This is a genomic window from Corynebacterium lowii, from assembly GCF_001412085.1.
GTDB lineage: Bacteria > Actinomycetota > Actinomycetes > Mycobacteriales > Mycobacteriaceae > Corynebacterium > Corynebacterium lowii.
Window position 1 is genome coordinate 92,398 of record NZ_LKEV01000004.1, and the last position, 24,190, is coordinate 116,587.

A 24,190-nucleotide genomic window follows, 5' to 3' on the forward strand; every position below is an offset into this window, starting at 1 on the left:
GATGTGTGATTCGCATGAATTTCATCGCATAGAGAGAAAGAGCGCATATATGAGAATACGCCGCACCGCGTTGGCTCTTCTAGCCTCCCTGACCTGCATACCTACCGTGGCCGTAGCGACGTCGAGTGCCGCCGAGGTGGCTCCGGGCGCCCCCATGCACCTCTTCCCCGAGGTGGCTCAGGAGATTCCCGAGGATATGCCGGCGGGCCTCTTCACCCAGTACTGCTCCCAGGGCGTGCCCGGTACGGTGACGCTGCCGGATGGTTCGCAGAAGGACGTGATGGTCACCGCCGGGCATTGCCTGTGGGGAATCGAAGGCATGGGCGAAATGACCCCCGAGGTGTACGCTCCGCTGCGCGAGGGGGACGAACTGATCGCCGTGCGGGAGCAGGGAAAGCAGGTTCACCCGGCTCTGGATGAGAACGACCCGGAGGAACTTCGCCTGATGTATGACGGCGAGGATTGGGCCACCGCTGAAATCGTGGATGGTGTGACGGCAACGCGCGTGGCGGATTCCATTGATGCGGATGGTAATTCTCAGGGCGAGCCCGTGGTGCTCACTGGTGTGCGCGATTACCGCGATCTGGGCCCGTGGGAGGTGGCCTTTGATAACTTCGGCCAGCCCATCTGCAAGGACGGCCAAACCACCGGCCGTACCTGCGGAGTGCAGGTGCTGCGCTCTAGCAATGGGCTCTGGTACGTGGGCTTTGTTCAAGGGGGCGATTCCGGTGGCGTGAACTTTGACCCCATCACCGGCGAGGCCTTGGGCGTGACCTCCATGAGCTTCTATGGGGTGGTGGAGCGCGCGCAGCCCATAGATGTGGCGCTGGAAGAGGCCTACGGTATCCCGGATGGCCAGGTCAACGACTACTTTGCCCTGCCGGAATCCACGGAAGCTCATTCTGAGATGCGGTCCATGAATGAGGACAGCGCGGAGGTCCAAGAGTGGGCCGTGGACATGCTGAGCGAGGAGCTGCCGGATACCCAGGAGGCTATCGACGTCGCTCAGGGCAATGCGCAGGCCGCAGTAGAAGAGGTGGGCACCGCCGTGGAAACCTCCACTGAGCAGCTGATCCATAATCCTTCTGATATTGAGGCGATTTCCCAGAATCTGAGTACCACTGCTGATAATCTGGCAGGGTTAGCGGAGGAAACCGTGGATACCGCTGTACAAGCAGGGCTGGGCTTGGCTCTTCAAGAGCTTGTTTAGCCCCCGATCATAAGAGGATTGAGGAACATGAAGATTCGTAGTTCTGCCGTGGCTTTGTGCGCGGCCGCGATTGCCACCCCGGTGCTGGTGCCTGTTGCCAATGCCGCCGAGGTCGCCCCCGGCTCCCCCATGCGTTCCGATGACCTCACGGAAAGCACGGCCTCGATGCTGCCGGAGAACGTGCCCGATGAGTACAAGCGTGGCGCCTGCTCCCAGGGCGTCCCGGGCACCGTGACGCTTGCCGACGGCACTCAGAAGGATGTTCTCATCAGCGCGGGTCACTGCGTGTACGGCATTGACGGCTACCTGACGATGGGCGATGCCGTGTACGTGCCCACCCCGGAGGGGGACAAGGTAGTGGGCTACACCGATCAGGGTGGGCCGATCGTGGTGAATGAGCAAGAGGCCTTGGCCAGCCCGCTGGGGTACTTTAACCAGTCCTTCAACACCCCTGACTGGGGCACCGTGGAGCTGGAGCCCGGCGTCACCACCACTCGCATGGCCGATTCCGTGGATTCCAACGGAAACTCCTACGGCGAGCCGGTGGAACTCACCGGAGTGCGCGATTACCGCAATCTGGAGTTCTGGGAGGTTTCCCTGGATAACCTGGGGCAGCCCATCTGCAAGGACGGCAACACCAGCGGGCGCAGCTGCGGCACGCAGATCTTCCGCACTCAGAATGGTCTGTGGAGCGTGGGGCTGAACTACGATAACGGCGATTCCGGCGGAGTGAACTTTGACCCGGAGACCGGCGAGGCCCTGGGCGTGACCTCGATGGGCTTTGGCCCCATTGGCCGCGCTCAACCGATTGACGTAGCCATCGAGGATGGTTATGGCATCGAGGACGGCCAGGTCAACGAGCACTTCTCCCTCCCGGAGTCCACCGAGGCCGCCGATCCCACCCGCACCCAGGCGGAGGACGCCCAGGGTGTTTCCGATTGGTTCGAGGCGAACCCGGAGGCAATGGAGGAGATGGAACTGGTCAATCCTCTGGACGCGCTGAGCGAGGAGCTTCAGAGCAGCCTGGATGAGGCCCTGGGCGGTCTGTTCTAGATCAACCCTTGGACCATCTGAATAAGTAAAGGGGCGGGCGCAGTTCATAGAATCGCGCCCGCCCCTTTACTTTTTATACGGTGAGCCTCCCGCTCAATGCGCGGGAAAGCGTGAGTTCATCCACGAACTCTAGATCGCCGCCCAGGGGCATGCCGGAGGCGAGCTTGGAGATGATCAGCCCTGGGAAATCGCGCAGCAGCCGCGCGAGATAGGAAGCCGTGGCCTCGCCCTCGGTGTTGGGGTCGGTGGCGAGGATTACCTCGGTGACCTCGGGGGCGGAATCGTAGAGAGGTTTCTCCGGGGTGGAATCCGCCAGCTGGCGGTCCGGCAGTGCCCCGCCGATGCGCTGCAAGAGCGTGGAGATATTCAACTCGCGCGGGCCGATATTAGCCAAGGGGTCGAGCGCCCCGCCTAAGACGTGGTAGCGCCCGGAGTATTCCCCGGTGCGCTCGATCACCTGAATATCCTTGGGCTCTTCTACCACGCAGATAATCGAGCGGTCGCGCCCGGAATCGGCGCAAATGCGGCAGAGTTCCGCAGAAGCGATATTGCAGCAAATGCGGCAGAAGGTCACTCCATCGCGCACCTCCCCCAGTGCCTTTTGGAGGCGGTTGATGTCCTCGGGTTCCACGTGGAGGAGGTGGAAGGCGATGCGCTGAGCGCTCTTGGGGCCTACACCCGGCAGGCGTGATAGCTCGTCGATGAGGTCTTGCAGAGGTCCTTCAAACACCGCTGTTACGTTACCCGAGCATTCCGCCCAGGCCACCGCCAAGCCCCTGGGAAAGGGGGCCCATCTTGGTTTCTGCCAATTCGCCTACCTTCTTGTGGGCGTCGGCAAAGGCGCCGGTGATGAGGTCTTGCAGGGTATCGACGTCCTCGGGGTCTACGACCTCGGGGGAGATCTGCACGTCCTTGACCTCGCCGCCGCCGGTCATAGTGATGGTCACCAGTCCATTACCGGCGCTGCCGGAGACCTCGGAGGCCAGCAATTCCTTCTGGGCCTGCTGTAATTGGAGCTGCATCTGCTGGGCTTGCTGGAGGATGGACTGCATATCGGGCTGAGACATTAATCGCGCCTTTCTTTTATCGTTTCGCGTTTCGGCCTCCCGATTCTACGCGCCTTAGAGAGGCTTGGCTCCGAGCTCTTGGGCCAGCAAATCCATCACCACGGTCATGGCGTCGCGCCGGTCGGGGCTTCCCGGTTCGCTGGCGGCGGCCCGGATCATCTCCTCTTCCTCGGAATCGGCTTCCTCCTGCGCCGTGGGTTCGGCGGGTGCGGGCTTGGCCGGTGTTGGCTCGGCGGAAGGCGGTGCCGGGATCGCCTCTTCTGGTGGTGCGTAGGGGTCCTCGGGTTCCGGGGGGAGCGGAATATCATCGTGGGGGGCCGGGCTGGGCGCCGCCGTCCTGGTGGGCACCGTGATCTTGGGTGCCGCGTTTTTAGGAGCGGGAGGAGTGGGAGCAGGGGGCGGGGTTTGCGCGGGCGGCTGCTCGCCTCCCAGCGAGGCTGGTTTTCCCCACACCGGCGTGGGTTTCGCGGGTTCCTCGGGCTCCTTGGTTTCCGCAGGCGCGGGGGCTTTGTGCTCGCGGGGGGAACGCTCGGTGGGGTTCCAGGGGCGCGCTGCCGGGGCGGCGGGTTGGAACCCCTGGGCCGAGGGATCGGTGCCCACCACGCAGTGCACCTTGAGGGGGCGGCCCGCCACCTTCTCCACGGCGGTGGCGACGTCCTTGTTATTTTTCTCCGCGTTAAGCCGCGCGGCCAGGGCACCCGTGTTGTGCCCCAGGATCAGCGTGTCCTCGCGGATACCCAGCACGGTGGCCTCCGTGAGCATGATCTGAGCCACGCGATTGCGCTCGCCCACGGCCTCGCGCAGGGCCGCCCAACCAGAGCGAATGGCCTCCAGGGGGTCGGTGACCTGGGACTTGGGCTTTTCGACGTCCCCCGCAGGGGCGGGCTTATCCTGCTGAGGCTCAGGCTGTGGTTCTGGTGTGGGCTTAGGGTCAGGAGCAGGTGCCGCTTCTTGTTGCGCGGCGCGCTGTGAGGGGCGCTGGTAGACCCGCCCACCGGCTCCCGTAATTTTCCCAGAGGTACCAGAGGTAGAGGGCGCGGTGGACTGCTGCGGTGCAGTACTCAGGGAAGCAACCGGTTGCTCGGCGGGAAGGAGAAGGTGCGCGGCCAAAATCTCTAGGAGTAACCGCGGCGAGGTGGCCCCGCGCATATCGGTGATACGACTATTAACCTGATCGGCCAGGCGCGTGATCTGCGGGCCGCTAAAGCGCGCGGCCTGGGCGCGCAGCACCTCGGCGCGGTCGGCGGGGGCGTCCACGAGCCCCATTTCCAGGGCCTCGGGTACGGCTTCGAGCACCATGAGATCACGCAGGCGGTCGAGGAGATCGCTGACGAATCGGCGCGGCTCGATGCCGGTCTCGATCACATCGTCGATGGTGCTAAAAAGCTGGGGCTTGTTGCCCTCCGCGAGGGCGTCCACGGTGGCGTCGAGAAGCGAAAGATCGGTGACCCCCAGCAGCGGTAGGGCCTCCTGATAGCTCAAGCCGCCGGGACCGGCCCCGGCGAGGAGTTGATCGAGGATGGACAGCGAATCGCGCGGGCTGCCCCCACCGGCGCGGATCACCAGCGGGTACACGGAATCCTCCACGGAGACGCCCTCGGCCTCCACGGTGCGGGCCAGCAGCCCCTTCATGGCCTGCGGGGTGAGCAGGCGGAAGGGGTAGTGGTGGGTACGCGAGCGGATGGTGCCAATCACCTTCTCCGGCTCCGTGGTGGCGAAGATGAAGATGAGGTGTTCCGGGGGCTCCTCCACGATCTTGAGCAGGGCATTGGAGCCCGCGTTGGAGATCATGTGGGCCTCGTCGATGATGAACACCCGGTAGCGCGAATCCGCGGGGGCATAGTAGGCGCGGTCGCGCAGCTCGCGCATGTCCTCCACGCCGTTGTGGCTGGCGGCGTCAAGCTCCGTGACGTCGAGGTTGCCCGGCCCGCCAGGGGCCAGGGAGCGGCAGGAAGCGCACGTACCGCAGGGCTGGGAGGTGGGGCCTTGCTCGCAGTTGAGCGAGCGAGCCAGGATGCGCGCGGAAGAGGTCTTGCCGCAACCGCGCGGCCCTGAAAACAGGTAGGCGTGATTAATGCGGCCAGAATCCAGGGCGGCAGAAAGGGGCTTGGTCACCTGCTCCTGGCCGACGACCTCCGCGAAGGAGGCTGGGCGATACTTCCGGTAAAGCGACACTCCCACAGCCTACCTGGGTTGCGGCCCGCGCTTATCGACGCCAGTTGTGTACCGCAATGCGTTCCGCCTGCACCTCGTTGAGGAAGCGGCTCATGCCCTCGCGCATGATGCGATCGCGTTCTTTATCGGTGAGCATGATGAGCTGGAGCATGACGGTGAGGCGTCCGGCTCCGGGGGTGATGCCCTCTCCGTGCACGTCCCCGGCTTCCTCGGTGAACTGCGGCACCGGGCCACCCCACATGAAGGGAGGAACGAGGAGGCCGTGCAGGACGGAGATACCGGAATCAAAGCCAAACTGATCCACCAGCACACCCGAGCGGCTAGCCAGATCCGGGAGCATGGTGCCCGGTTCCGCAGGAAGGACGGCGGCGTTCTTACGCAGCACGTCCACCGCCGAGCCGAGTACGCGCACCGCCGGAACTACCGAGCCGTCAATCACGGTAAAGAGCTCACTGCGCACGTCGGTGGGGGTGCTTTCCCCATCCACCTGGAGGCCCGTATCCACGCGAGCGAAGTCCGTGGTGCAAGCGATGGACTGCCCGCTGAACTCCGCTACGCCGATGTGCACACCACCGGCAGGGTGGACGCTCAACTTGGCGGGCATGAAATCGTCGAGCCAGTATTCCGTCTCCGATCTATTCACTGTCCCGTCGTGCTCCTTCCACTGCCTTCATACCTATACGCCCAACTTCTCCACCGCAGCCAGCAGCACACAGGTAGCCACCCCATCCATCGCCTCGGCCACCTCTTCCACGGGGGGAAGGGAGGGCGCAAGGCGAATATTGCGGTCATTGGGGTCCTGGTGCAGCGGGAACGACGACCCCGCTCCTGTGAGCGCGATGCCCGCCGCGCGCGCCAATTCCACTACGCGCGCCGCCGTGCCATCGAGCACATCCAAAGAGATGAAGTAGCCGCCCTCCGGGGAGGTCCAACGGGCTATATCATACGTGCCCAAGCGCTCCTGAAGAATCGCCAGGACACGCTCGAACTTTGGGGCAAGAGACTGCGCGTGCTTGAGCATTAAGGTACGCACTCCCTCGGCATCGCGGAAGAAGAGGGAATGGGCCAGCTGATTGACCTTGTTGGGGCCGATGCCGCGCACCCCGGCGATGGAGGCGTACCACGCCAGATTCTCCTCCGAGGAGGCGAAGAAACTCACTCCGGACCCGGCATGAGTGATCTTGGAGGTAGAGGACATCCACCAGAAGCGGTGAGGATTGCCGGCCTGGGCAGCGAAGTCCAAGACGTTGTGCACCGTGGGGAAATCCTGAGTGAGGGTGTGTACGGCGTAGGCGTTATCCCACACAATGCGGAAATCAGGGGCGGCGGCCTCCATCTCCGCCAGCGCGCGCGTCTTTTCCTCGGAGTAGGTGGTGCCCGTGGGGTTGCTAAAGATCGGTACCGCCCACATGCCCTTGACCTGAGGGTCTTGGAGAAGTTCACGAATGGCATCCACATCGGGGCCATCTTCCAGCATGGGCACGGAGATCATCTCAAAGCCGAATTTCTCCGTGATAGTGAAGTGGCGGTCATAACCCGGCACCGGGCAGATCCACTTGACCTTTTCCTCCTGTGACCACGGGCGCGGGGAATCCTGCGTGCCCCAGGTGTAGGCGAAGCTGATGAGATCAAACGCGATGTTGAGGCTGGACGCATCGCCCGCGATGATGTTGGCGTGATCAATGCCCAGCAGCTCGCCCCAGATGCGGCGAATATCGGTGATGCCGCGCAGGTTGCCGTAGTTGCGGACGTCGGCCCCGGAGGCGTCGATATGCTCGGCGCTGGGGAGGCTGAGCAGGGAGTTGGAGAAGTCCAACTGCTCGGAGGAGGGCTTGCCACGAGTGAGATCAAGGTTGAGCCCCTTGGCCTTGAGCTCTTGGTATTGGGTGCGTACTTGGGCGGCCAGTTCCTTGCGTTGCTCGGGACTCAGATCGAGGAGAGACAACAGGGGCTCCTTCCGTGGATAAGTAACGGCATAAAAATGCTATCCACATACTACCCGTTGACGCTGTGCCCTGGTTCGCACGAAGTGAGCCGCCCCTTGTGCATTGGCTAGGAGAACCCTAGAAAAGTAAAGGGGACCCCGCGCACCCGCGAGAGCTCGTTGACCCTTGCTGCATTCCTGCCCTGGGGGAGTTCACAAGATACACGCCGCGCGAGATCCAGTGAGTGATTGTAGCTCATCGCAGGGATGGGGCCAAAGGAGATCGGGTAAAGTGGCGTGTCCAGCGGATTTGTTCGCTCTGGGCTGCGCGTGTACTGTGATTCCGGTACGCAGCGCTCATGCTGCGCGCTGGAGGATTCGACTAGCGGCCTATGTCACACGCCTGGAACGCGTGCGGGGTTCACGCCCCTCGTGGGTTCAAATCCCACATCCTCCGCCATGAAACCCCCTGGCTCCGTAAAGCCAGGGGGTTTGTTGCGTGTGTGGCTTGTTTCCGTGGCTCCCGACGCCGAGGGTGCCGCGAAACCGTGACCCTACGGCGCCTGCGTCACGGGCTGTACATCGGTGGGGAAGCAACCCAGCGGGGACTGTCCGCTTTCGGCCACGATGTCGAGGCACTTGGAGGTAAGAACCTCGGGGCTGAGCGCGCCTTCCAGGGCGCGGTTGGCGCGGGCCTCCGCCTCGTTGGTGGCTCGCTTCTGTTCTGCCACGCGGGTGCGGGCGATCTCCGATTGCAGCTCGTCAATGCGGGCCTGGGTGGCCTCATCGAAGTTGATAATCGGGATGGTCACGGAGTGCACCTCAATCTGCCCACCCACCTTGGAGCGCATGCGGTCCAAGGTTTGCTGGGAGAGCACGGCCAGGGTGTCATCATCGGATTCCACGTTTTCCTGGGCGAGGGGATCATATCCGCTCATCACCTCATTGAGGGCGGCCCGGAAATTGCGGTCTACCAAGTTGGATTGGATTCCCTCAAAAGTGCGGTAATCCATGAATAGTTCCTCGGAGCGATCCACTTTGAGCTGCCATTGCAGGGAGGCGTCCACGCTGGCCTTGGCGTCATTTCCCAGGCGTACTTCAATGCTGCCTCGGGTATCTTCTCCGCCATCGCGGTAAATGTCATTTTGCTTGGCGCCATCGAGTTTTGTCACCGATTCCCAGGGGGCCTTGATATGGAGTCCATTGGAAAGGGAGCCGGTGGGTTTACCGAAGGCAGTTTTGATTCCCACGGTGCGGGGCTGCACCACGGTAATGGAGGAAAGCGCCAGGATGAGCACGGCGAGGAGTATGGAGATCCAGCCCAGAGCTTTGCCGGTGACGGTGGAAAGGGAGTTTTTGTTTTCCTCGTCGTGGCTCTTTGTGGATTTTCCAGAGCCGAAAACGATGGATAATATTCCGATGACGAGGAGGGCGATGGACAAGATGAATAAGAACATAAAAGATACTCCTGCCTATGCGTAAAAGTACTGGGCTAGGGGCCGTGGTTACGGTGTCTAATGGCGTTTCCCCGAGAATCCGTAACCACTATTAATTATAGCACATAATACGCTGATAGGCAGATAAGATGTTCCTATCTTTTTAGGATGAGGTCGAGACCGCCTCCGCGACCGATTGCCGTATCTCCGGCAACATCCCCCACAAATGTGCCCCTGGGCAGTCCTTGCGTTCCGAGGTGGGTACCCAGTCCCGGTGTCCGCTGATGGCCTGCTGCATGCGGTGCACGGAGGAGGCGGGGTTGTCGTATTGCACCTGGCTCAGGGGGTCGAGATTCATCGCGGTGCATAGCGAGCTGAGCACGGTAACGAGGGAATCCAGGGCGGCGGGGGTGGGGTGGTAAGTATCAAAGTCTCCGATCACGCACACCCCGATGTTGCCGGTATTGGCCTGGTAGACGTGCCCCGCCGTGACCGTCTGGGTGGTGTCGGGGGCGTCGATACCTGCAAATACCGCACGCCCGGCAATGCCGGTGCTGCGTCCCTGGTAGACGGCTCCCGTGGGGTCAATGAGGAGGTGATAGCCAATATCGCCCCAGCCTCGGCCGCCATTATCCGTGGTGGAGTGGAAGCGGTAGATTCCGCGGACGGCAGCAGCCCAGTCGTGCTGATACTCGGGTTCCTGCCCGGAGGGAATGTAGGTGTGGTGCACGGTGAGGCATACGGGGGCGCTGAACTCCTGCTCCCACGTCATGAGGGATTCATCGGCTCCCCATTGCTCGCGGGAAATAACGTGAAGGTCCTCGGTGACTTCTGCTTCCGGGGTGCGAATGGGTTGGGCGGGGGTGAGGGGTGTCCAGGCCATCTCGCGGGGGTGATGCAGGTGAACATCAAGATCCGTCTCGATGGAGGTTGTTCCCTCGGGCAGGGCGATGAGTTCGGAGCAGAGGGGGAAATCGCCGTCGCGGCAGTGGGCTGAGGGAGAGATGAGTTGGGTGATCGGTGCCCCACTATCGCGGTGGAATACCACGGAGGTCGGCTGCGCTGCTGGGTGCTCGGTGCTTCCAGGAAAGCGCAGGCTGAGGGCGGTTTCTTTGGGCTTATCGACGGCCGTCGCGGCCGTCGCAGCCGTTGCTGCTAGGGCGCGCGGCTGCGAGGCAAAGCGTGAGGCGAGGAAAAGGGAACTGGTGGCAAAGGCTGCGTGTCCCAGCTGTCTGCGGCTGAGGGGGATATGGGAAAAGTGCATGGAGAGAATCTACGGCGCGCTGCGGCGATATGAGTGTGGCGTGGGAGATAGAAAGAGTGTGAGGAGCAACGTCACAGTGAGGAGTAGCGAGGAATTGAACAGTGTTCAAGGGTGGGGATATGATTGGCTCGAGATTCGACCAGGACGGAGCCCCACCTTGACCGCTATCCTCGCCACCGCTCGATCAAAGGCCCTCAACGAGGGGGTGGGCCTAGGCCACGAAGAACTGGTGCAGGTGCTGAGCCTCCCGGAGGAAGAGATACCCGCGCTTCTGGAACTCGCGCACGAAACGCGCGTGCGGTGGTGCGGGGAAGAAGTAGAGGTGGAGGGGATCGTCTCGCTAAAAACGGGAGGCTGCCCCGAGGATTGCCACTTTTGCTCGCAATCCGGGCTCTTTGAATCCCCCGTGCGCTCCGTGTGGCTGGACATTGAGAAGTTGGTGGAGGCCGCTAAGCACACCGCCAAGACCGGCGCCACGGAGTTTTGCATCGTGGCCGCGGTAAAAGGCCCCGATGAGCGCTTGATGAAGCAACTAGAAAGCGCGGTGGCGGCCATCCACGCGGACGTGGATATTCAGGTGGCGGCCTCGGTGGGCACCCTCAACGCGGAGCAGGCCCACCGCTTAGCCAAGGCGGGAATACACCGGTATAACCACAACCTAGAAACCGCCCGGAGTTTCTTTCCCCAGGTGGTCACCACCCATACCTGGGAGGAAAGGCGTGAGACCCTAGAGCGGGTGAGAGAAGAAGGAATGGAGGTGTGCTCCGGCGGCATCGTGGGCATGGGGGAATCCCTGGAGCAAAGGGCGGAGTTTGCCGTTCAGCTCGCGGAGGTGGAGCCAAAGGAGGTTCCCATGAACTTCCTCGACCCCCGCCCCGGAACCCCCTTTGAGGGGTACCCCCTCATGGATTCCCGCGATGCGCTCCGCGCGGTGGGTGCTTTTCGGCTGGCAATGCCGCATACGACGCTGCGCTTTGCCGGAGGAAGGGAACTCACCCTGGGCGCACAGGGCACCGAGCAGGGGCTTTTGGGCGGAATTAACGCCATGATCGTGGGGAATTACCTCACCACCCTGGGCCGCCCGATGGAGGAGGATATTGACATGATGGGGCGCCTCTCCCTGCCCATCAAGGCCCTGAACTCGGCGGTATAAGGGGCATAACGTGGGAGAACTCGCGGCGGCGGTGCTGGCCGGGGACGAGCCGCTCTTTAATCCCTATACCGGGCAAGAGCAGGGCCTCACGGTTGAGCCCTCCCTAGGGACTCGGGCGGGCTATGAGGCTCCCCGCTATTGCCAGATATGTGGGCGCAAAATGGTGGTGTGTATCGTGCCCCACGGCTGGACGGCGCGGTGCTCCCGGCACGGGGAGCTGGATTCCGCCTGCCTAGACCACTGGGAGCACTGAGGACTCTGCGACTCAGGCCTGCGGCCCCGCGTGGCGCACCATGTCCTCCCACTCCACGATCTTCTTGCGCTCGCGGCCCTCGGGCTCGCCCAGGGCGCGCTCGGCCTCGTCCAGGCGGTGCCACCCCTCCCAGGTGGTTACCGCAATGCCCTTGCCTTCGAGGAAGGCCAGGGCGGCGTCGGCAGTGGCTTTCTCCTCTGCGGGGGCGGTGAGGTTCCCGGCGGTGTAATCGGCCAGGAGCATTTCGATGGTCTCCTTGGCATCGGATTTCGTGTTGCCGATCAGCCCCACGGGGCCGCGCTTGATCCAGCCGGTGGCGTACAGGCCGGGCACGATCTCACCCTCGGCGGCGTCGAGCACGTGGCCGCCGTCGTTGGGGATTACGGCCTTGGCGGCGTCGAAAGGCACGCCTACTACCTCGTCGGAGCGGTAGCCCACGGCGCGGTAGACGGCTTGGACGGGCCAGGTGGTGAACTTGCCGGTGCCGCGCACCCCTCCATTGCCATCGAGCTCCGTGCGCTCGGTCTTGATGGCGGCCACGTGGCCGTCCTCTCCGATGATCTCCACGGGGGACTCAAAGAAGTGAATGAAGAGCTTGTGTGGGGCACCTTTCGGGTCGCGCATGGCGTACTGTTCGAGGGTCTGGCACACCAGGTCTACGGACTTGGAGGCGCGCCGGGCCTCCTCAGATGCGGCGTCATAGTCGATATCCTCGGGATTTACCACTACCTCGATGGTGGGGGAGTGATCGAGTTCCTTGAGCTCCATCGGGGTGAACTTGGCCTGGGCGGGGCCACGGCGGCCAAAAATATGTACTTCCTTGGCAGCGTTGGCGGCAAGGCCCTCGTAGACGTTATCGGGAATCTCGGTGACGTGAAGTTCGTCGCCGGTCTTGGCGAGTACGCGGGCAATATCGAGCCCCACATTGCCCACACCCACCACGGCTACAGATTCTGCGCTGAGGTTCCAATCGCGGGTGAAGTCTGGGTTGCCGTCATAAAAGCCCACGAACTCGCCCGCACCGTAGGATTCCGGCAGATCGGAGCCGGGAATTGGCAGGTCGCGGTCGCCGGTGGCTCCGGTGGAGAACACCACGGCGTCGTAAAAGCTCTGTAGTTCCTCCACGGTGACGTCCTTGCCCACGTCGATATTGCCCAGCAGGCGAATCTCGGGCTTATCCAGCACGTTGTGCAGGGACTTCACGATTCCCTTGATGCGGGGGTGATCCGGGGCCACGCCGTAGCGGATGAGTCCGAAGGGAGCGGGCATGCGCTCGTAGAGGTCCACCTGCACCTCCTGATCGGACTTCACCAGGAGATCGGAGGCATAAATGCCGGCGGGGCCGGCACCCACAACGGCAACGCGGAGGGGACGGGACATGGCGGGTTTCCTTATCTATTCCGAGTACAGGGGATTAACTGGCAACAGTCTACTGAGGGGGCGTGGCGGCGGGAAGGCGATGGTGTTTCTCCGACGGGGGTGCGCGGGAGAATTGTGCTTCCAATTCCTCGTATCGCAGGTGGCAAGCCGGTAAAATTGTGTGGGTCATCGCTGTTTGTGCGCGGGTGAAAATAATCCGCTCCGCCAGAAAGGTTGTCTATGACGCATCCTCGTTCTTTCCTGTTCACTGCCATCAACTGCCCCACCGAGGGGATAGACGTTCACACCTGGGCCACCGACCTCGGGGTGAGCGTGTACCCCCTGACGGGGGAGGCGGAAACTAACCCCACGGTGGCACGGATACTCAGTGCCGCTCCGCTTGCTCAGGGAGCGGCACTGCTGCGCGGTACGGGAAACTACCTCTTTGATGCCCAGGTGGCGGCAGCCCTCGGGGTACCGGTGGTGGCGCTTGTCGACGCCCCCGGCCCCCACGTTGACCTCGCCGTGTCCCAGATGGAGACCGCAGGCGCGGTGGTAGAGACGGCGGCCACGGCCGCAGAACTGCGCGAACTCAAGGAGATTAGCTCCTCGGCGGAGCCCTTCATGTCCGCCGAGGTCTTCGAATCCTGGTTGCTCGATAAGGCCGCGGCCACGAAGGCCCACATCGTGCTCCCGGAGGGTGAGGACGACCGTATTCTGCGCGCCGCCGATGCGCTGCTGGCCAAGCAGGTGGCGGAACTGACGATCCTGGGGAAGCCCAAGCAGATCACCGCCCGCGCCCAGGAACTCGGTCTGGACATTTCCCAGGCTACCTTGGTGGATCACGAGGACGATCCGCGTGCAGAAGAGTTCGCCCAGGAGTTTGCGCAGTTGCGCAAGGATAAGGGCGTGACGCTGGAACAGGCGCGGGAAACCATGCGCGATATTTCCTACTTTGGCACCATGATGGTGCACACCGGCCAGGCCGATGGCATGGTTTCCGGCGCCGCACACACCACGGCGCACACCATCAAGCCGGCCTTCCAGATCATCAAGACCACCCCCGAGGCCTCGGTGGTCTCCTCGATCTTCCTCATGGTGATGCCGGGCCGCCTGTGGGCCTTTGGCGATTGCGCGGTGAACCTCAACCCCACGGCGGAACAACTCGCGGAGATCGCCGTGGTCTCGGCGCGCACCGCCGCGCAATTTGGCATTGACCCCAAGGTAGCCGTGCTCTCCTACTCCACCGGCTCCTCCGGCAGCGGCCCCGACGTGGATCGCGCCGTGGCCGCCACCGAGCAGGCCCGAACCAGCGCCCCGGAGATCAAGGTGGATGGCCCGCTGCAATTCGACGCCGCCGTGGACCCCTCCGTGGCAGAGAAGAAGATGCCGGATTCCCCGGTGGCGGGCCAGGCCAACGTGTTCATCTTCCCCGACCTAGAGGCCGGAAACATCGCCTATAAGACGGCGCAGCGCACCGCCGACGCGCTGGCCGTGGGGCCGATTCTCCAGGGGCTCAATAAGCCGATCAACGACCTCTCCCGAGGGGCCACGGTGGCGGACATCGTCAACACCGTGGCTATCACCGCTATCCAAGCAGGAGGAAAATAATGTCCTTTGCCCTCGTCGTGAACTCCGGTTCCTCCTCCATCAAGTTCCAGTTGGTTGATCCCACCAAGGACGCCACCGAGGATCCCTTTGTGAGCGGCCTGGTGGAGCAGATTGGTGAGGAATCCGGCAGGATTACCCTCAAACACCAGGGAGAAAAACATGTGGTGGAAGAGGAGATCCCCGACCACGCCGCGGGATTAAAGCACGTCTTTGAACTCATGGAGGAGCACGGCTGCGGGCCGAAGCAAGTGGATGTGGTGGCCGTGGGGCACCGCGTGGTGCACGGCGGAATCCTCTTTTCCGGCCCCGAGCTGATTAACGATGAGGTGGTGGAGATGATCCGCGACCTCATCCCCCTGGCTCCGCTGCACAACGGCGCCCACGTGGCAGGCATGGAGGTGGCCCGCGACCTCCTGCCGGATATTCCACACGTGGCGGTATTCGATACCGGCTTCTTCCACACCCTGCCCCCGGCGGCCGCGCTCTATGCCATCAATAAAGACGTGGCTATGGAGAACGGCGTGCGCCGCTATGGCTTCCACGGCACGAGCCACGAGTACGTATCCCAGCAGGTGCCCGAACTCCTGGGGCTGCCCGCCGAGGCCGTCAACCAGATCACGCTGCACCTGGGCAACGGAGCCTCCGCGGCGGCGATCGAGGGGGGCCGCGCGGTGGATACCTCGATGGGCCTGACCCCGCTGGCGGGCCTGGCGATGGGCACCCGTTCCGGTGATATTGACCCCAGTATCGTGTTCCACCTACACCGCCAGGCGGGCATGAGCATTGATGAGCTCGATGAACTGCTCAATAAGAAGTCCGGAATCAAGGGCCTGGCGGGGGTCAATGACTTCCGCGCCCTGCGGAAGATGATTGAGGATGAGGACGAGGACGCCTGGCTGGCCTATAACATCTACATCCACCAGCTGCGTAAGTTCATCGGGGCCTACATGATCGCCCTCGGGCGCGTGAATGCCATCACGTTCACTGCGGGCGTGGGAGAGAACGACGCCGCCGTGCGTGCCGACGCCCTCGCCGGGCTAGAGGCATATGGTATTAAGGTCGATCCAGAGAAGAACACCCAGCCCAGCGAGGTTGCCCGCGAGATTTCCACGGATGATTCCGCCGTGAAGGTCTTTGTGGTGCCCACCAATGAGGAGTTGGCCATCGCTCGCTATGCGGTAGCTTTCGCTTGATCTGTAGAGGTAGCCTTGGCCCCGGCGAGGCGTTATCCTGAGCCGGAAAATGTTTCCCATCTCAGGAGCCCCCGCTGTGGCAGAGTTCCCCTACACTCCGCAAACGTCCGTGCACTTGGCCGCCCCCGGCATGGCCACCATGCACTCAGATGCTCAATCCTCCGACGCTACTCCGCTGCCCGGTCCAGGCGCTCGACCGTGGAATGTGTCCACCGTGGATCTTGGAGGGTCTTGTCCGACCGTGCTTTGTGGTAGTGATGGCTTTGTGCAAGTTCTGGTTACGCAGCGGATTGGTTCGGAATTGACCTTCCTGCGCCCCAAGATCGTGGTGCTCGACCCCGCTACCGGGGCCGTGCTCGGGGAATTAGAGATAGCTAAGGGAGCGTTGCTAGGCGGAGTCTATGCCTTCCTCGATGCCGCTGACCGCATGGTGCTGGTAGACGGTACCAATACTCTCATGCGCGTTGCCCACGACCCCACAGGCTCTCGCCTGTGGGTGGAGGAGCGCCTGGATCTCACCCGCTTTTTGAACCGCCGGGAGGGCGATCAAGTGGTGGGGTTGGTGCCCGATTGGAGTGGGCGTGTATGGGTGGCCTCTGGCCAGGGGCAGGTGGCGGTGGTGGAGGAATCCACCCGCACCCTGCATGCCCTTTCTTTAGGGGAGGGGGAGCGCATTGATAACTCCATCTCCGCGGCCCCTGAGGGAGTGTGCGTGATTACCTCCCGGGCCATTTACCTGCTTGATGCTGAGCCGGGCCAGGCACCCGAGGTGAAGTGGCGTCGGGAGTATGACGCCGGCTCCGCGCGCAAGCCAGGTCAGCTTTCCTGGGGTTCCGGAGCCTCCCCCACTTTCTTTGGCCCCCAGGGCAGTGATTATGTGATGCTCAGCGATAACGCCGATGAGCAGGAAAAAGTGCAGGTGCACCGCACCGCTACCGGCGAGCTGGTGGGTGAGGCCGGGCTCTTTACCCCCGGTGCTTCTGGCACGGAAAACTCCATGATCGGTGTGGGGAACATGATTATCGGGGCGTCGAGCTATGGCTACCCCTACCCGCGCTACCCGGAAAACGCCGGGGAATCCGTGCCCAAGGAAGCCCCCTTCGCACCGGGCATGGAGCGCTGGGACGTGGTGGACGGAGGCCTGCGCAATATCTGGAAGCGCGACGATCTCTACTCCTCCGCCGTACCCCGCCTTTCCTGCCCGGACGGCCTGGTGTACACCTGCGAGCGACGCCCCGGAGCACTCGGCAATGGCGTGAAGATTCACGCCGTGGCTATCGACGCCGCCACGGGCGACACCGTGCATGAACAGCAACTACCCGGCCTGGTGACCTTCTTTGGCGTGGACACCTTGCAGATGGTGGGCACTATTAGCCCCGGTGGGGTGTGGTGGCAGGGAACTATCGGCGGCGTTATCCGAATCGCTGCGGCATAGAGAGGAAAGAAACATGGATCGCAGAAACTTTCTGAAACTCGGTGCCGTGGCGGTAGCGGTGGGGGCGATGAGCACCCTGCCAGCCATGAGCGCGGCGGCGCGGGAGAATAGTGCTGGCATTGCTGGCACCCGCTTGGACCTGGTGGCCGAACCTACCTCCGAGGGTGGGGTGCTCACCCTGCTGCGCCTGAGCAACGGCGGGCAGCGCACCCTGGAACAGGGAGAAACCCTGCACGTGGTGGCGCGCAGCCTCGACGGAGCGGGCCTGGTGGACCGGCACGGGGTGATCGCTCCCACCGACATGCAGGGGCAGGTGAGCGAGGGGCGCTGGGAGATCGCGTTGCCACAGGCAGTGGCACCGGGCGAAGCGGTGGAGGTGCCGCTGACCTGGACGCGCGCAGCGCTGCCGCCCCTGAGCAGTTCGGCCGGTGCAGACGGGCCGCTGCGGGTGCAGGTCTTTGCCAGCCTCGTGCTGAGCGACGAGCCCTTCCACGAGGTGCAGTCCCCCGAGGTGCTGGTGGAGATTTAGAAGGGGCTGGTCTAGGGGGCATCCTTGTGCTCCACGATTCTCCGCGTTCCATGAGGAAAAGACGGTTATGGAGCATGTGAGGGTGAAGCGGTTTCTTGGTTTTGGGTTTTCACCTGTCTATATAAGGTGTGTCTACAGTAAGCAACTTGACATGCTCGAACCTAGGTTTCGAGATTCTTGAGCGTATCTGGCTTGAAGCAGGGGGATCTTTCAAAATTTTTTCTTTTCCGCTTGACAGAGTTGGAATGTCAGGTATGTTGAGAGTCATGAGGAAGACATTCTTGTTTCTATCCGTACTAGGACTTCTTGGATTTGCCTCACCGGCCCTAACGGCAAGTGCCGAACCGGAATATAGTGAAGATGGAGACTTTTCTTATGATGAGACCATCTCAGCCGGGGAATCCTTGAAAATTGAAGAGAATAATTGGGATTCTATTTCTGTAGAACGGGAAGGTGTTTCTTTTAGAAGTGCCGGAACTCTTGCCCCTGCATGTGTAAATGCTGTGGCGGAGAAGGGGTTCGTTCAAGTTTATAACAATTGCGGATTTGACGTTAGGGTCAAAGTTGCTTTTGCCTATGTTCCGGACACCTCTTGTCACCTTGTTGTTGATGGGACTCGCCATAATATATCTACGGCTCGCGGACGTATCGACAGGGTTGAATTATGTTGAATGGTATTAAAATGGGGAAACGGATAATTTTTCCGCGATTGGCATTTTTGTCTATGCTGATGTTATTGGTTACTATCGGTATAGATCCACCAGGTGCACATGCTCTAGATAATAATTTATTCGAATATGAGCATTCTTGTCGTGCTGCTTTGAGTGAGCATAGAAAAAATCCTAAGCTCAAACAATGGGCTATGGGGGCAGATTGTCACTGGCATCCTGAACTTGGTAGAAATGGGATGTGGTACTTGTACTGATTGAGTAATATATAAGGGGACATGATGGAAGAGTTTCCTGATGGCTACTACTCTAGGATAGAGGAGTTTGTGGTTAAATATAGGAGCGTTCTTGATGATCTGAAAATATCCACCTTTCCCTTGACCGCAAAAGGGTTCAAATCTGGCGATTTGAAAAACATAGATTTTCCTTCAGACCTTCTTCTTGAAATTAAAGACCTAAAGGAATTTAACGGAGCTAAAAAGCAATCGCTAATGGCCTATGTGATCGGCTCATGGTTTTTGGAAAATGTTTCAGGCCATTGGTGTTTTGCGCCTATGATGAATGAAAACCCGGAAATATATTTTAAATTCGGAATAGGGGTGGCATTTTGCGATGGTAAAAATATAGTAAACGTATCCGGCATCTCTTCTGATGTAATGCAAGGGGAGGATATTGAATTTATTGGGGAATTGCTAAAATCCAATGTTAAATTGGCCAATGATTGCAAATAGGGCATTTGTGCAATCATTTATTGTTTTTCATATCTGCATGATAAATTTTCTGTAAAATCAGTAAACCCCTTGCCCTAAAACCACGTCACCGGCCGCACCTGATTAGCCATATCCACCAGGTCGTAGCGGTGCCGGGGGAAGGGGGCGTTGCGGGCCTGGCGGCGCAGGGCGTCGGCAAGCGCGTAGCGCAGTCCCCGCTGGGTGAAGGGGTAATCGAAGAGTTCGTTGGGGGAGGCCGCGCGGTCGAGGCCGGACTCTCGCAGGAACTTCAAGCCCGCCGAGAGCACGGCGGTTTTGATTTGGAGAAAGCGCGGCTCGTTGGTGGGTATTTCTTCCAGGCGGCGCGCGGCACGGCGGATTCTCGATTCGCTAAGATCCGTGGAGATGAGTTGGAGGATATTGGTCAATTGCGCCATGCGGTGATGGCGGGAGGCCTGGGGCACCTTATCCAGGGCTTGCACGGCTAATTCCAGCTGATTTTCCGCCATGAATTGCCGGGCCAACCCAAAGGCGGAGGAGACGGTGGCCGGGTTGGTGGTCCACACCAGGCTGTAAAGGCGGATGGCGTGGAAGCGCAGTACCAGGGGGTCGTAGGTGAGGTGGGTCCAGTCGCGGGCGATGTGGGTAAAGAATTCCTTGGCTAATTCCTCAAAATTGGCCTCGGCGGTGGTGAGGGTGCGCGCGGCCTCCTCGGGCAGAAGCGTTTGCTCGGTGTAGCCGAGGTCCTGGAGGATGAGTTCATCCACGGCGGCGAGCGCCAGTTTGGGGGCGGCCTCTCCGGGAAGGATGCGCAGCACGTTATAAAAGTGCTGTTGGGCCTGCTGATAATCCTCCAAGAGCAGGTAGGTGGTGGCGGAATACCACTGGTAGCGCCAGTCGTGGCCCAGGCGGTATTCCAGGGAGGCCAGCCAGGAGCGGGCCTGTCCGGTGAAGCCGAGGTCGAGCATGGCGCGCACCACGCCAAAGGGAATCTCCGCCGATTTCTCGTATTCCGGGGTGTTCATGGCCTGGTGCAGGGTTTCCAGGGCCTCCTCGGGTTCGGTGTAGGAGAAACCAGAGAGCATGCCTGCGCCCACGTCGTCGCGGTCGATGAGTGGCACGGGTAGGGCCTGCATGACCTCCCCGGAGGTAATGCGCACGGTGCGGTCGATGCCGTCGATGAGCTGATCGGTGCGGAATACCAGGTGCTTGGTGCCAAAGGTGCGGCGCTGCGGGGAGAAGAGGGAGTGCTGCGCGGGGAACTGGCGGCCGTCGCGTAGCGCGATGACCTCCCGGAGTACGCCGTAGAGCTGGCTGCGCAAGGCGGCAAGGCTGCTGAATCGCTCCTGGGGCTTGGGGTTGGTGGCGCGCACGAGCAGGCGATAAAAGCTTAAGTAGCGGCGCAGTAGTGGTTCGTCGGTGGGGGAGGGAATACCGGGGGCCAGCGCGCCGTCGTCAGTGGGCATGGTGAGGGTGAGGGCGGCGAGCGTGCGGCCCACGGTATAAATATCGCTGGCGATGCTGGGACCTTCGGTGGGCACCTCGGGGGCCTGGTAGCCGCGGGTGCCGTAGATGTAGCCGTAGGCGCCGATGCCGGAGACCGCCCCCAGATCAATGAGCTTGACCTGATCCTCGGTGGCAATGATGTTCTCCGGTTTGAGATCGTTGTACACCACGCCGCGGGAATGCAGGTATTCCAGGGCCGGGAGGACTTCGAGGATATAGGCGATGGCGACGTCGATGGGCAACTTCCCGTTGGGATAAACGCGCATGCGATCCCGCAGACTGGGACCGCCCACGTACTCCATGACGATGAAGCCGCCGGGCACGCGGGGGTCGTCGATGAAGTTAAAGATTTTGACGATGCCGGGGTGCGTGATGTCCGCCAGGAACTCGCGCTCCGCGATGGCCGCTCCGGCGTCGTGCGCCTCCTTTTCGGCCTGCATACCCTTGAGCACCACCAGGCGCTCGGAGACGTTGCGATCACCCGCGAGGTAAATCCACCCCATGCCGCCGTGGGCGATCACACCCAGGATCTCGTATTGCTCGGCCACAATATCGCCGGGGGAAAGTTGCGGCTGGGAGACCTTCTTTTGCGTGGGATCTTGAAGGGCCTTTTCCGGGTCCACGAGGTTGATGAAGGGCAGGGTAACCATGCCGTCGGCCACCGTGCGATCGGTGCGGCGCTCGGCGCGGCGGCGTCGGAAAGTACTCAGTGCCTCCCTGCGCGCCCGCTCGGAGGCGTCCAACCGCGCGGTGGCGGCGTCGCGCAGTGAGCCCATGTCGTTGAGCAGAGCGGCGATGTCACCGACCTCTTCTTCCTCATCTTCATCCTCGTCCGCGAAGGGGTCAAAGGCTACCGCTGCGGTGGCGGGCTCGTCCTCGTCATCGGCAAAGGGATCGAAGGCCACCGCGGCCGTGGCGGGGCCGTCATCGCCTTCTTCCTCGTAGAGGGGGGCCTCATCGTCGCGGGGGACGTCCTCGCGGGGGTAATCCTCGCGCTCACTCATCGGAATCCTCCTTCTCCTCGCGGTAATCCAACGGTGGCGGGCCGTCGGTGGGCAGATAGGAACCGAACCAGGTGTTATACATCTTCCACCAGGTGCCATCCTCGCGTATCCGCTCGATGGTGGAGTTCACCTGGCGTATCAGGCCTGGGTTGCCACCATCTTCCTGGCGGAGCATAGCCACCCCGTAATTCTCCCTGGAGAGGGAGGAACCCACGATGTGAGTGAATTGATCCTGGGCAGCGATACCGGAGAGCAGGGCACCATCGGCCAGAATGGCTTCCGCCTGGTTTTGTTGCAGGGCCACCAGGCAATCGGACCAACTGCGGGTTTTCAAAATAGAGGAATGGGTGGCCTGCTCGCGGGCCTCGCGCAGGCCCGTGGAACTATCCGCCACGCAGATGGTGTGGCCGTTGAGGTCCTCTATGCTCTCAAAGCCGGAGCTGGTTTTTACCAGCAATCTCTTGTTCGTGGCTAGGTAAGGGGTGGAAAAGGCCACGATCTCCTGGCGCTCCTGGGTGATGCTCATGGTGCGGATCACGGCATCCACGGTGCCCTTGTTGAGGGATTCCAGGCTATCGGCGGATTCCATAAAGCGGAACTCTACTTTTTCCGGGTCGCCAAAAATATCCTGGGCGATCTCGCGGGCAAGGTCTACCTCGAAACCCCGCAAGTCGCCGGTTCGGGGGTCGCGGTAACTGATGCGGTACAGGGATTGATCCACGCCCACTACCAAGCGGCCACGCTCCACGATCTGAGGAACTCGCTGCTCAGGGGTGTCGTTATCGGGGCGCAGGGAGCCTTCCACGGTGGTTTCTTCTCCTGGGTCGGCCTTCTGCTCCCCCGGGCGTTCCATGACGGCCCCGGCGGGTAGGGGCGGCCCATAGGTGAATGCGGCGGCGGGCTCCGCTGCCTCCTCCGGGTGCTGGTGATGGTGCATGGCGCGTTCCGCCAGGGGGGAGGAACAAGAGGCGAGGAAGAACGCAGCGCCAGCGAAGAGGGCCAGGTGCGGGCGCAGGGGGCTCAGATCGGAGCGCAAGGGGTTCAGGCCGGAGCGCAGACGACGGCGGGGAAACAGGCGGGGAATCATAGGTACTCCTGCAAACGCGGCCGAATACCCAGCACCACCGCCACAATAGAACCGAGCGAGAGCAGCAACACCGATACGGAGACCAGCGTGGTGGCCCCCAAACCATCGCGGATAAAGGAACGCATGGTGGTACGCGATTGGCCGATGAGCTCGCCGAGGGCTTCATCCAGATCGTTAAAGGCACCCGCCGTGGTGGGGGATTGATCGCTGTGCTCCGAAGTGTTCGTGGTCAGGCGCAGGGCCTCGGAAAACTCCCCGGAGCGCAGATCGCTCACGAGGTGGGCGTGGGCCTCCTCCCATTGGCTGAGCGCGGTGCGCGCGGAGTCCAGTGCCTCCTGGGAGTGTTCCTTTTTCCGGTGCTGCGCGTTTTCCACGTCATCGAGGGCGGAGCTCAGTGCGCGGGCGGTTTCCTCGAAGGAGGAGTTCGTATCCTCAATGCTCTGGCGGCGCACCAGGGCCAGGGTTTCCGTGGTGCGCGCCTGCTGCGCGGAAATCCGGGAGGTGGTGAGCGAATCCCAGGGCAGCGCCGCCTGCTCAAAGCTGCGGTTACCGGCCTGCCAGGTGGCAAAGTTTGAGCCGGAGACCCACAGGATAGCCAGGAACATCATGGCGGTGGCGGCCAAGAATCCCTTGTTGAGGCGGCGTCGAGTAATGCGCCACAGCCACCACTGCGCGATGAGCAGGAAGATCACGGCGGCGATCAAGCCGGAAAGCGGCACCCATTGCGGGCGCATGGCCTGATACTGCTGGGCGGAAACGTTATGGCTGGCGCGATCAAAGATCGCGGAGGCGTCCTCCAAAATCTCATCGCGCATGAGCGCGGAGGCCTCCGCCATATAAGAAACGCTCACGGGATTGCCCTGGCGATTATTGGACCGCGAGGTTTCCACCAGGCCTGCGTACACGGGGAGTTGGCGCTGCACCCTGGCGATGAGTTCTGCCGCCTGGGCGTCCTCGCCAATGCCGGCCGCCACCTCGGAGGCGGCGGTGGAGGCGCGGTCGAGCGCCTGGTAATACGTGCTGAGGGATTCCTCCGGCATCACCCCGGATTGCACCATGCCCGTGGTGGCCATCGTATCGGCCAGGGAAAGGGAGGTGTAGAGGTTATGCGCCGCGGAGCTCGTGGGCTCGGTGGTATCGAGCATTTCTGTGAGGGATTGCTGCCGGGCGGCGGAGTAATCGCTCATGGAATATCCGGCGGCAAAGATGGCGGCGGCCAGAATGATGGTGAGGGTGACCATTTTTCCCGGCGTGGTGGAGATGAACCGCCAGATCACCCGCGCCCGGTAGAGCGGCCCGGAGGAGGCGGTAATCCACCACGTTTTGAGGGAGTTGCGCGGGGTGGATTCGGTATCGTCCACTCGATCCAGCCAGTGATCCTCGGTATCGTGAGGCAGTTCCGAGGAGTTGAACAGGGGAGCCTTGCGCTTGGCTAAGGCTCGTTCCCAGGGTCCGCGCAGCCGCTGGCGCAGGTATCCCTTGGGGGAGTGTCCCGCATCACCAGTCATTTCTTTAGGATAACGCCTGAGCCCACGGTCTGGCTAGCACTAGGC

21 protein-coding genes, 1 tRNA gene and 1 other RNA gene are annotated in these 24,190 nt (G+C 61.9%); 11 read left to right on the plus strand and 12 right to left on the minus strand.

Annotated features, from left to right (window positions below; translation table 11 throughout):
- Positions 1 to 49 precede the first annotated feature (49 nt).
- Positions 50 to 1,210: a chymotrypsin family serine protease gene (locus tag Clow_RS11765; RefSeq protein ID WP_156334748.1), complete on the plus strand. Its 1,161-nt coding sequence runs from the start codon at positions 50 to 52 to the stop codon at positions 1,208 to 1,210.
- Between the two features lie 27 nt (positions 1,211 to 1,237).
- A complete protein-coding gene (locus Clow_RS07140) occupies positions 1,238 to 2,263 on the plus strand; it encodes a chymotrypsin family serine protease (protein ID WP_055178105.1) in 1,026 nt (341 codons plus the stop codon).
- A 73-nt stretch (positions 2,264 to 2,336) separates the two neighbouring features.
- Here the strand turns inward: Clow_RS07140 and recR are convergent, their stop codons facing one another.
- From recR to ffs, 6 genes are all read right to left on the minus strand, one after another.
- Positions 2,337 to 2,993 (minus strand): recombination mediator RecR, encoded by a 657-nt coding sequence (recR, locus tag Clow_RS07145; protein WP_055178215.1) that lies wholly within the window; start codon positions 2,991 to 2,993, stop codon positions 2,337 to 2,339.
- 10 nt (positions 2,994 to 3,003) lie between these two features.
- Positions 3,004 to 3,330, minus strand: coding sequence for a YbaB/EbfC family nucleoid-associated protein (locus Clow_RS07150; protein WP_055178106.1), 327 nt, complete (start codon positions 3,328 to 3,330; stop codon positions 3,004 to 3,006).
- A 54-nt stretch (positions 3,331 to 3,384) separates the two neighbouring features.
- A complete protein-coding gene (locus Clow_RS07155) occupies positions 3,385 to 5,505 on the minus strand; it encodes a DNA polymerase III subunit gamma and tau (RefSeq protein ID WP_055178107.1) in 2,121 nt (706 codons plus the stop codon).
- 31 nt (positions 5,506 to 5,536) lie between these two features.
- Entirely contained in the window at positions 5,537 to 6,148 is a 612-nt protein-coding gene (locus tag Clow_RS07160; protein WP_055178108.1) for a hypothetical protein, read from the minus strand.
- A gap of 33 nt (positions 6,149 to 6,181) precedes the next feature.
- Positions 6,182 to 7,450 carry an aspartate aminotransferase type Ic gene (locus Clow_RS07165; RefSeq protein WP_055178109.1) on the minus strand — a complete coding sequence of 423 codons (1,269 nt, stop codon included), beginning with the start codon at positions 7,448 to 7,450 and terminating at the stop codon, positions 6,182 to 6,184.
- 127 nt (positions 7,451 to 7,577) lie between these two features.
- Positions 7,578 to 7,672, minus strand: an RNA gene (gene ffs, locus Clow_RS11190) — signal recognition particle sRNA small type.
- Positions 7,673 to 7,800: 128 nt separating this feature from the next.
- On the opposite strand from ffs, the gene Clow_RS07170 reads away from it, so the two are divergent.
- Positions 7,801 to 7,889: transfer RNA gene (locus tag Clow_RS07170), tRNA-Ser, on the plus strand.
- A 94-nt stretch (positions 7,890 to 7,983) separates the two neighbouring features.
- Here the strand turns inward: Clow_RS07170 and Clow_RS07175 are convergent.
- Positions 7,984 to 8,886, minus strand: a complete 903-nt coding sequence (locus Clow_RS07175) for an SPFH domain-containing protein (RefSeq protein WP_055178110.1) — start codon at positions 8,884 to 8,886, stop codon at positions 7,984 to 7,986.
- A gap of 142 nt (positions 8,887 to 9,028) precedes the next feature.
- Positions 9,029 to 10,129, minus strand: a complete 1,101-nt coding sequence (locus Clow_RS07180; protein WP_055178111.1) for a peptidoglycan recognition protein family protein — start codon at positions 10,127 to 10,129, stop codon at positions 9,029 to 9,031.
- A gap of 157 nt (positions 10,130 to 10,286) precedes the next feature.
- On the opposite strand from Clow_RS07180, the gene bioB reads away from it, so the two are divergent.
- Positions 10,287 to 11,282, plus strand: coding sequence for a biotin synthase BioB (gene bioB / locus Clow_RS07185; protein WP_055178112.1), 996 nt, complete (start codon positions 10,287 to 10,289; stop codon positions 11,280 to 11,282).
- Positions 11,283 to 11,292: 10 nt separating this feature from the next.
- Positions 11,293 to 11,535: a biotin synthase auxiliary protein BsaP gene (bsaP, locus tag Clow_RS07190; RefSeq protein WP_055178113.1), complete on the plus strand. Its 243-nt coding sequence runs from the start codon at positions 11,293 to 11,295 to the stop codon at positions 11,533 to 11,535.
- A gap of 12 nt (positions 11,536 to 11,547) precedes the next feature.
- Here the strand turns inward: bsaP and Clow_RS07195 are convergent, their stop codons facing one another.
- The gene (locus Clow_RS07195) at positions 11,548 to 12,915 is read right to left on the minus strand and encodes an FAD-dependent oxidoreductase (protein WP_055178114.1); all 1,368 of its coding nucleotides are present in this window, start codon (positions 12,913 to 12,915) and stop codon (positions 11,548 to 11,550) included.
- Positions 12,916 to 13,134: 219 nt separating this feature from the next.
- Between Clow_RS07195 and pta the strand changes: the two genes are divergently transcribed.
- The 6 genes from pta to Clow_RS07220 all read left to right on the plus strand — a co-directional run bounded on the left by pta (position 13,135) and on the right by Clow_RS07220 (position 19,061).
- Positions 13,135 to 14,505, plus strand: a complete 1,371-nt coding sequence (gene pta, locus Clow_RS07200) for a phosphate acetyltransferase (RefSeq protein ID WP_082418589.1) — start codon at positions 13,135 to 13,137, stop codon at positions 14,503 to 14,505.
- Positions 14,505 to 15,698: an acetate kinase gene (locus Clow_RS07205; RefSeq protein ID WP_055178116.1), complete on the plus strand. Its 1,194-nt coding sequence runs from the start codon at positions 14,505 to 14,507 to the stop codon at positions 15,696 to 15,698. The genes pta and Clow_RS07205 overlap by 1 nt, the downstream gene beginning before the upstream one ends.
- Before the next feature lie 265 nt (positions 15,699 to 15,963).
- Positions 15,964 to 17,133 (plus strand): 6-pyruvoyl tetrahydrobiopterin synthase, encoded by a 1,170-nt coding sequence (locus Clow_RS07210; protein ID WP_245625726.1) that lies wholly within the window; start codon positions 15,964 to 15,966, stop codon positions 17,131 to 17,133.
- A gap of 13 nt (positions 17,134 to 17,146) precedes the next feature.
- Complete coding sequence (locus Clow_RS07215) at positions 17,147 to 17,662, plus strand: twin-arginine translocation signal domain-containing protein (RefSeq protein ID WP_055178118.1); 516 nt, start codon at positions 17,147 to 17,149, stop codon at positions 17,660 to 17,662.
- Positions 17,663 to 17,928: 266 nt separating this feature from the next.
- On the plus strand, positions 17,929 to 18,333 hold the full coding sequence (locus Clow_RS11770) for a hypothetical protein (protein ID WP_156334750.1): 405 nt from the start codon (positions 17,929 to 17,931) through the stop codon (positions 18,331 to 18,333).
- 275 nt (positions 18,334 to 18,608) lie between these two features.
- Positions 18,609 to 19,061, plus strand: coding sequence for a hypothetical protein (locus tag Clow_RS07220; protein ID WP_055178119.1), 453 nt, complete (start codon positions 18,609 to 18,611; stop codon positions 19,059 to 19,061).
- Between the two features lie 74 nt (positions 19,062 to 19,135).
- Here the strand turns inward: Clow_RS07220 and Clow_RS07225 are convergent, their stop codons facing one another.
- Genes Clow_RS07225 through Clow_RS07235 form a run of 3 tightly spaced genes read right to left on the minus strand, consistent with a single transcriptional unit; the run spans position 19,136 to position 24,145 of the window.
- The gene (locus tag Clow_RS07225) at positions 19,136 to 21,550 is read right to left on the minus strand and encodes a serine/threonine protein kinase (protein ID WP_055178120.1); all 2,415 of its coding nucleotides are present in this window, start codon (positions 21,548 to 21,550) and stop codon (positions 19,136 to 19,138) included.
- On the minus strand, positions 21,543 to 22,637 hold the full coding sequence (locus Clow_RS07230; RefSeq protein ID WP_082418590.1) for a glutamate ABC transporter substrate-binding protein: 1,095 nt from the start codon (positions 22,635 to 22,637) through the stop codon (positions 21,543 to 21,545). Before Clow_RS07230 ends, Clow_RS07225 begins: the two co-directional genes overlap by 8 nt.
- The gene (locus tag Clow_RS07235; protein WP_055178121.1) at positions 22,634 to 24,145 is read right to left on the minus strand and encodes a hypothetical protein; all 1,512 of its coding nucleotides are present in this window, start codon (positions 24,143 to 24,145) and stop codon (positions 22,634 to 22,636) included. Before Clow_RS07235 ends, Clow_RS07230 begins: the two co-directional genes overlap by 4 nt.
- Positions 24,146 to 24,190: the final 45 nt, after the last annotated feature.

Excerpts from the sequence above, each read along its gene's own strand:
- Clow_RS07205 (WP_055178116.1), top strand. The coding sequence starts at position 14,505 with ATGTCCTTTGCCCTCGTCGTGAACTCCGGTTCCTCCTCCATCAAGTTC.
- Clow_RS07230 (WP_082418590.1), bottom strand. The coding sequence starts at position 22,637 with ATGATTCCCCGCCTGTTTCCCCGCCGTCGTCTGCGCTCCGGCCTGAAC.
- Clow_RS11765 (WP_156334748.1), top strand. The coding sequence starts at position 50 with ATGAGAATACGCCGCACCGCGTTGGCTCTTCTAGCCTCCCTGACCTGC.
- Clow_RS07235 (WP_055178121.1), bottom strand. The coding sequence starts at position 24,145 with ATGACTGGTGATGCGGGACACTCCCCCAAGGGATACCTGCGCCAGCGG.
- Clow_RS07180 (WP_055178111.1), bottom strand. The coding sequence starts at position 10,129 with ATGCACTTTTCCCATATCCCCCTCAGCCGCAGACAGCTGGGACACGCA.
- Clow_RS07220 (WP_055178119.1), top strand. The coding sequence starts at position 18,609 with ATGATGGAAGAGTTTCCTGATGGCTACTACTCTAGGATAGAGGAGTTT.
- Clow_RS07225 (WP_055178120.1), bottom strand. The coding sequence starts at position 21,550 with ATGAGTGAGCGCGAGGATTACCCCCGCGAGGACGTCCCCCGCGACGAT.
- pta (WP_082418589.1), top strand. The coding sequence starts at position 13,135 with ATGACGCATCCTCGTTCTTTCCTGTTCACTGCCATCAACTGCCCCACC.
- Clow_RS07175 (WP_055178110.1), bottom strand. The coding sequence starts at position 8,886 with ATGTTCTTATTCATCTTGTCCATCGCCCTCCTCGTCATCGGAATATTA.
- Clow_RS07195 (WP_055178114.1), bottom strand. The coding sequence starts at position 12,915 with ATGTCCCGTCCCCTCCGCGTTGCCGTTGTGGGTGCCGGCCCCGCCGGC.
- Clow_RS07150 (WP_055178106.1), bottom strand. The coding sequence starts at position 3,330 with ATGTCTCAGCCCGATATGCAGTCCATCCTCCAGCAAGCCCAGCAGATG.
- Clow_RS07215 (WP_055178118.1), top strand. The coding sequence starts at position 17,147 with ATGGATCGCAGAAACTTTCTGAAACTCGGTGCCGTGGCGGTAGCGGTG.
- Clow_RS11770 (WP_156334750.1), top strand. The coding sequence starts at position 17,929 with ATGAGGAAGACATTCTTGTTTCTATCCGTACTAGGACTTCTTGGATTT.
- Clow_RS07140 (WP_055178105.1), top strand. The coding sequence starts at position 1,238 with ATGAAGATTCGTAGTTCTGCCGTGGCTTTGTGCGCGGCCGCGATTGCC.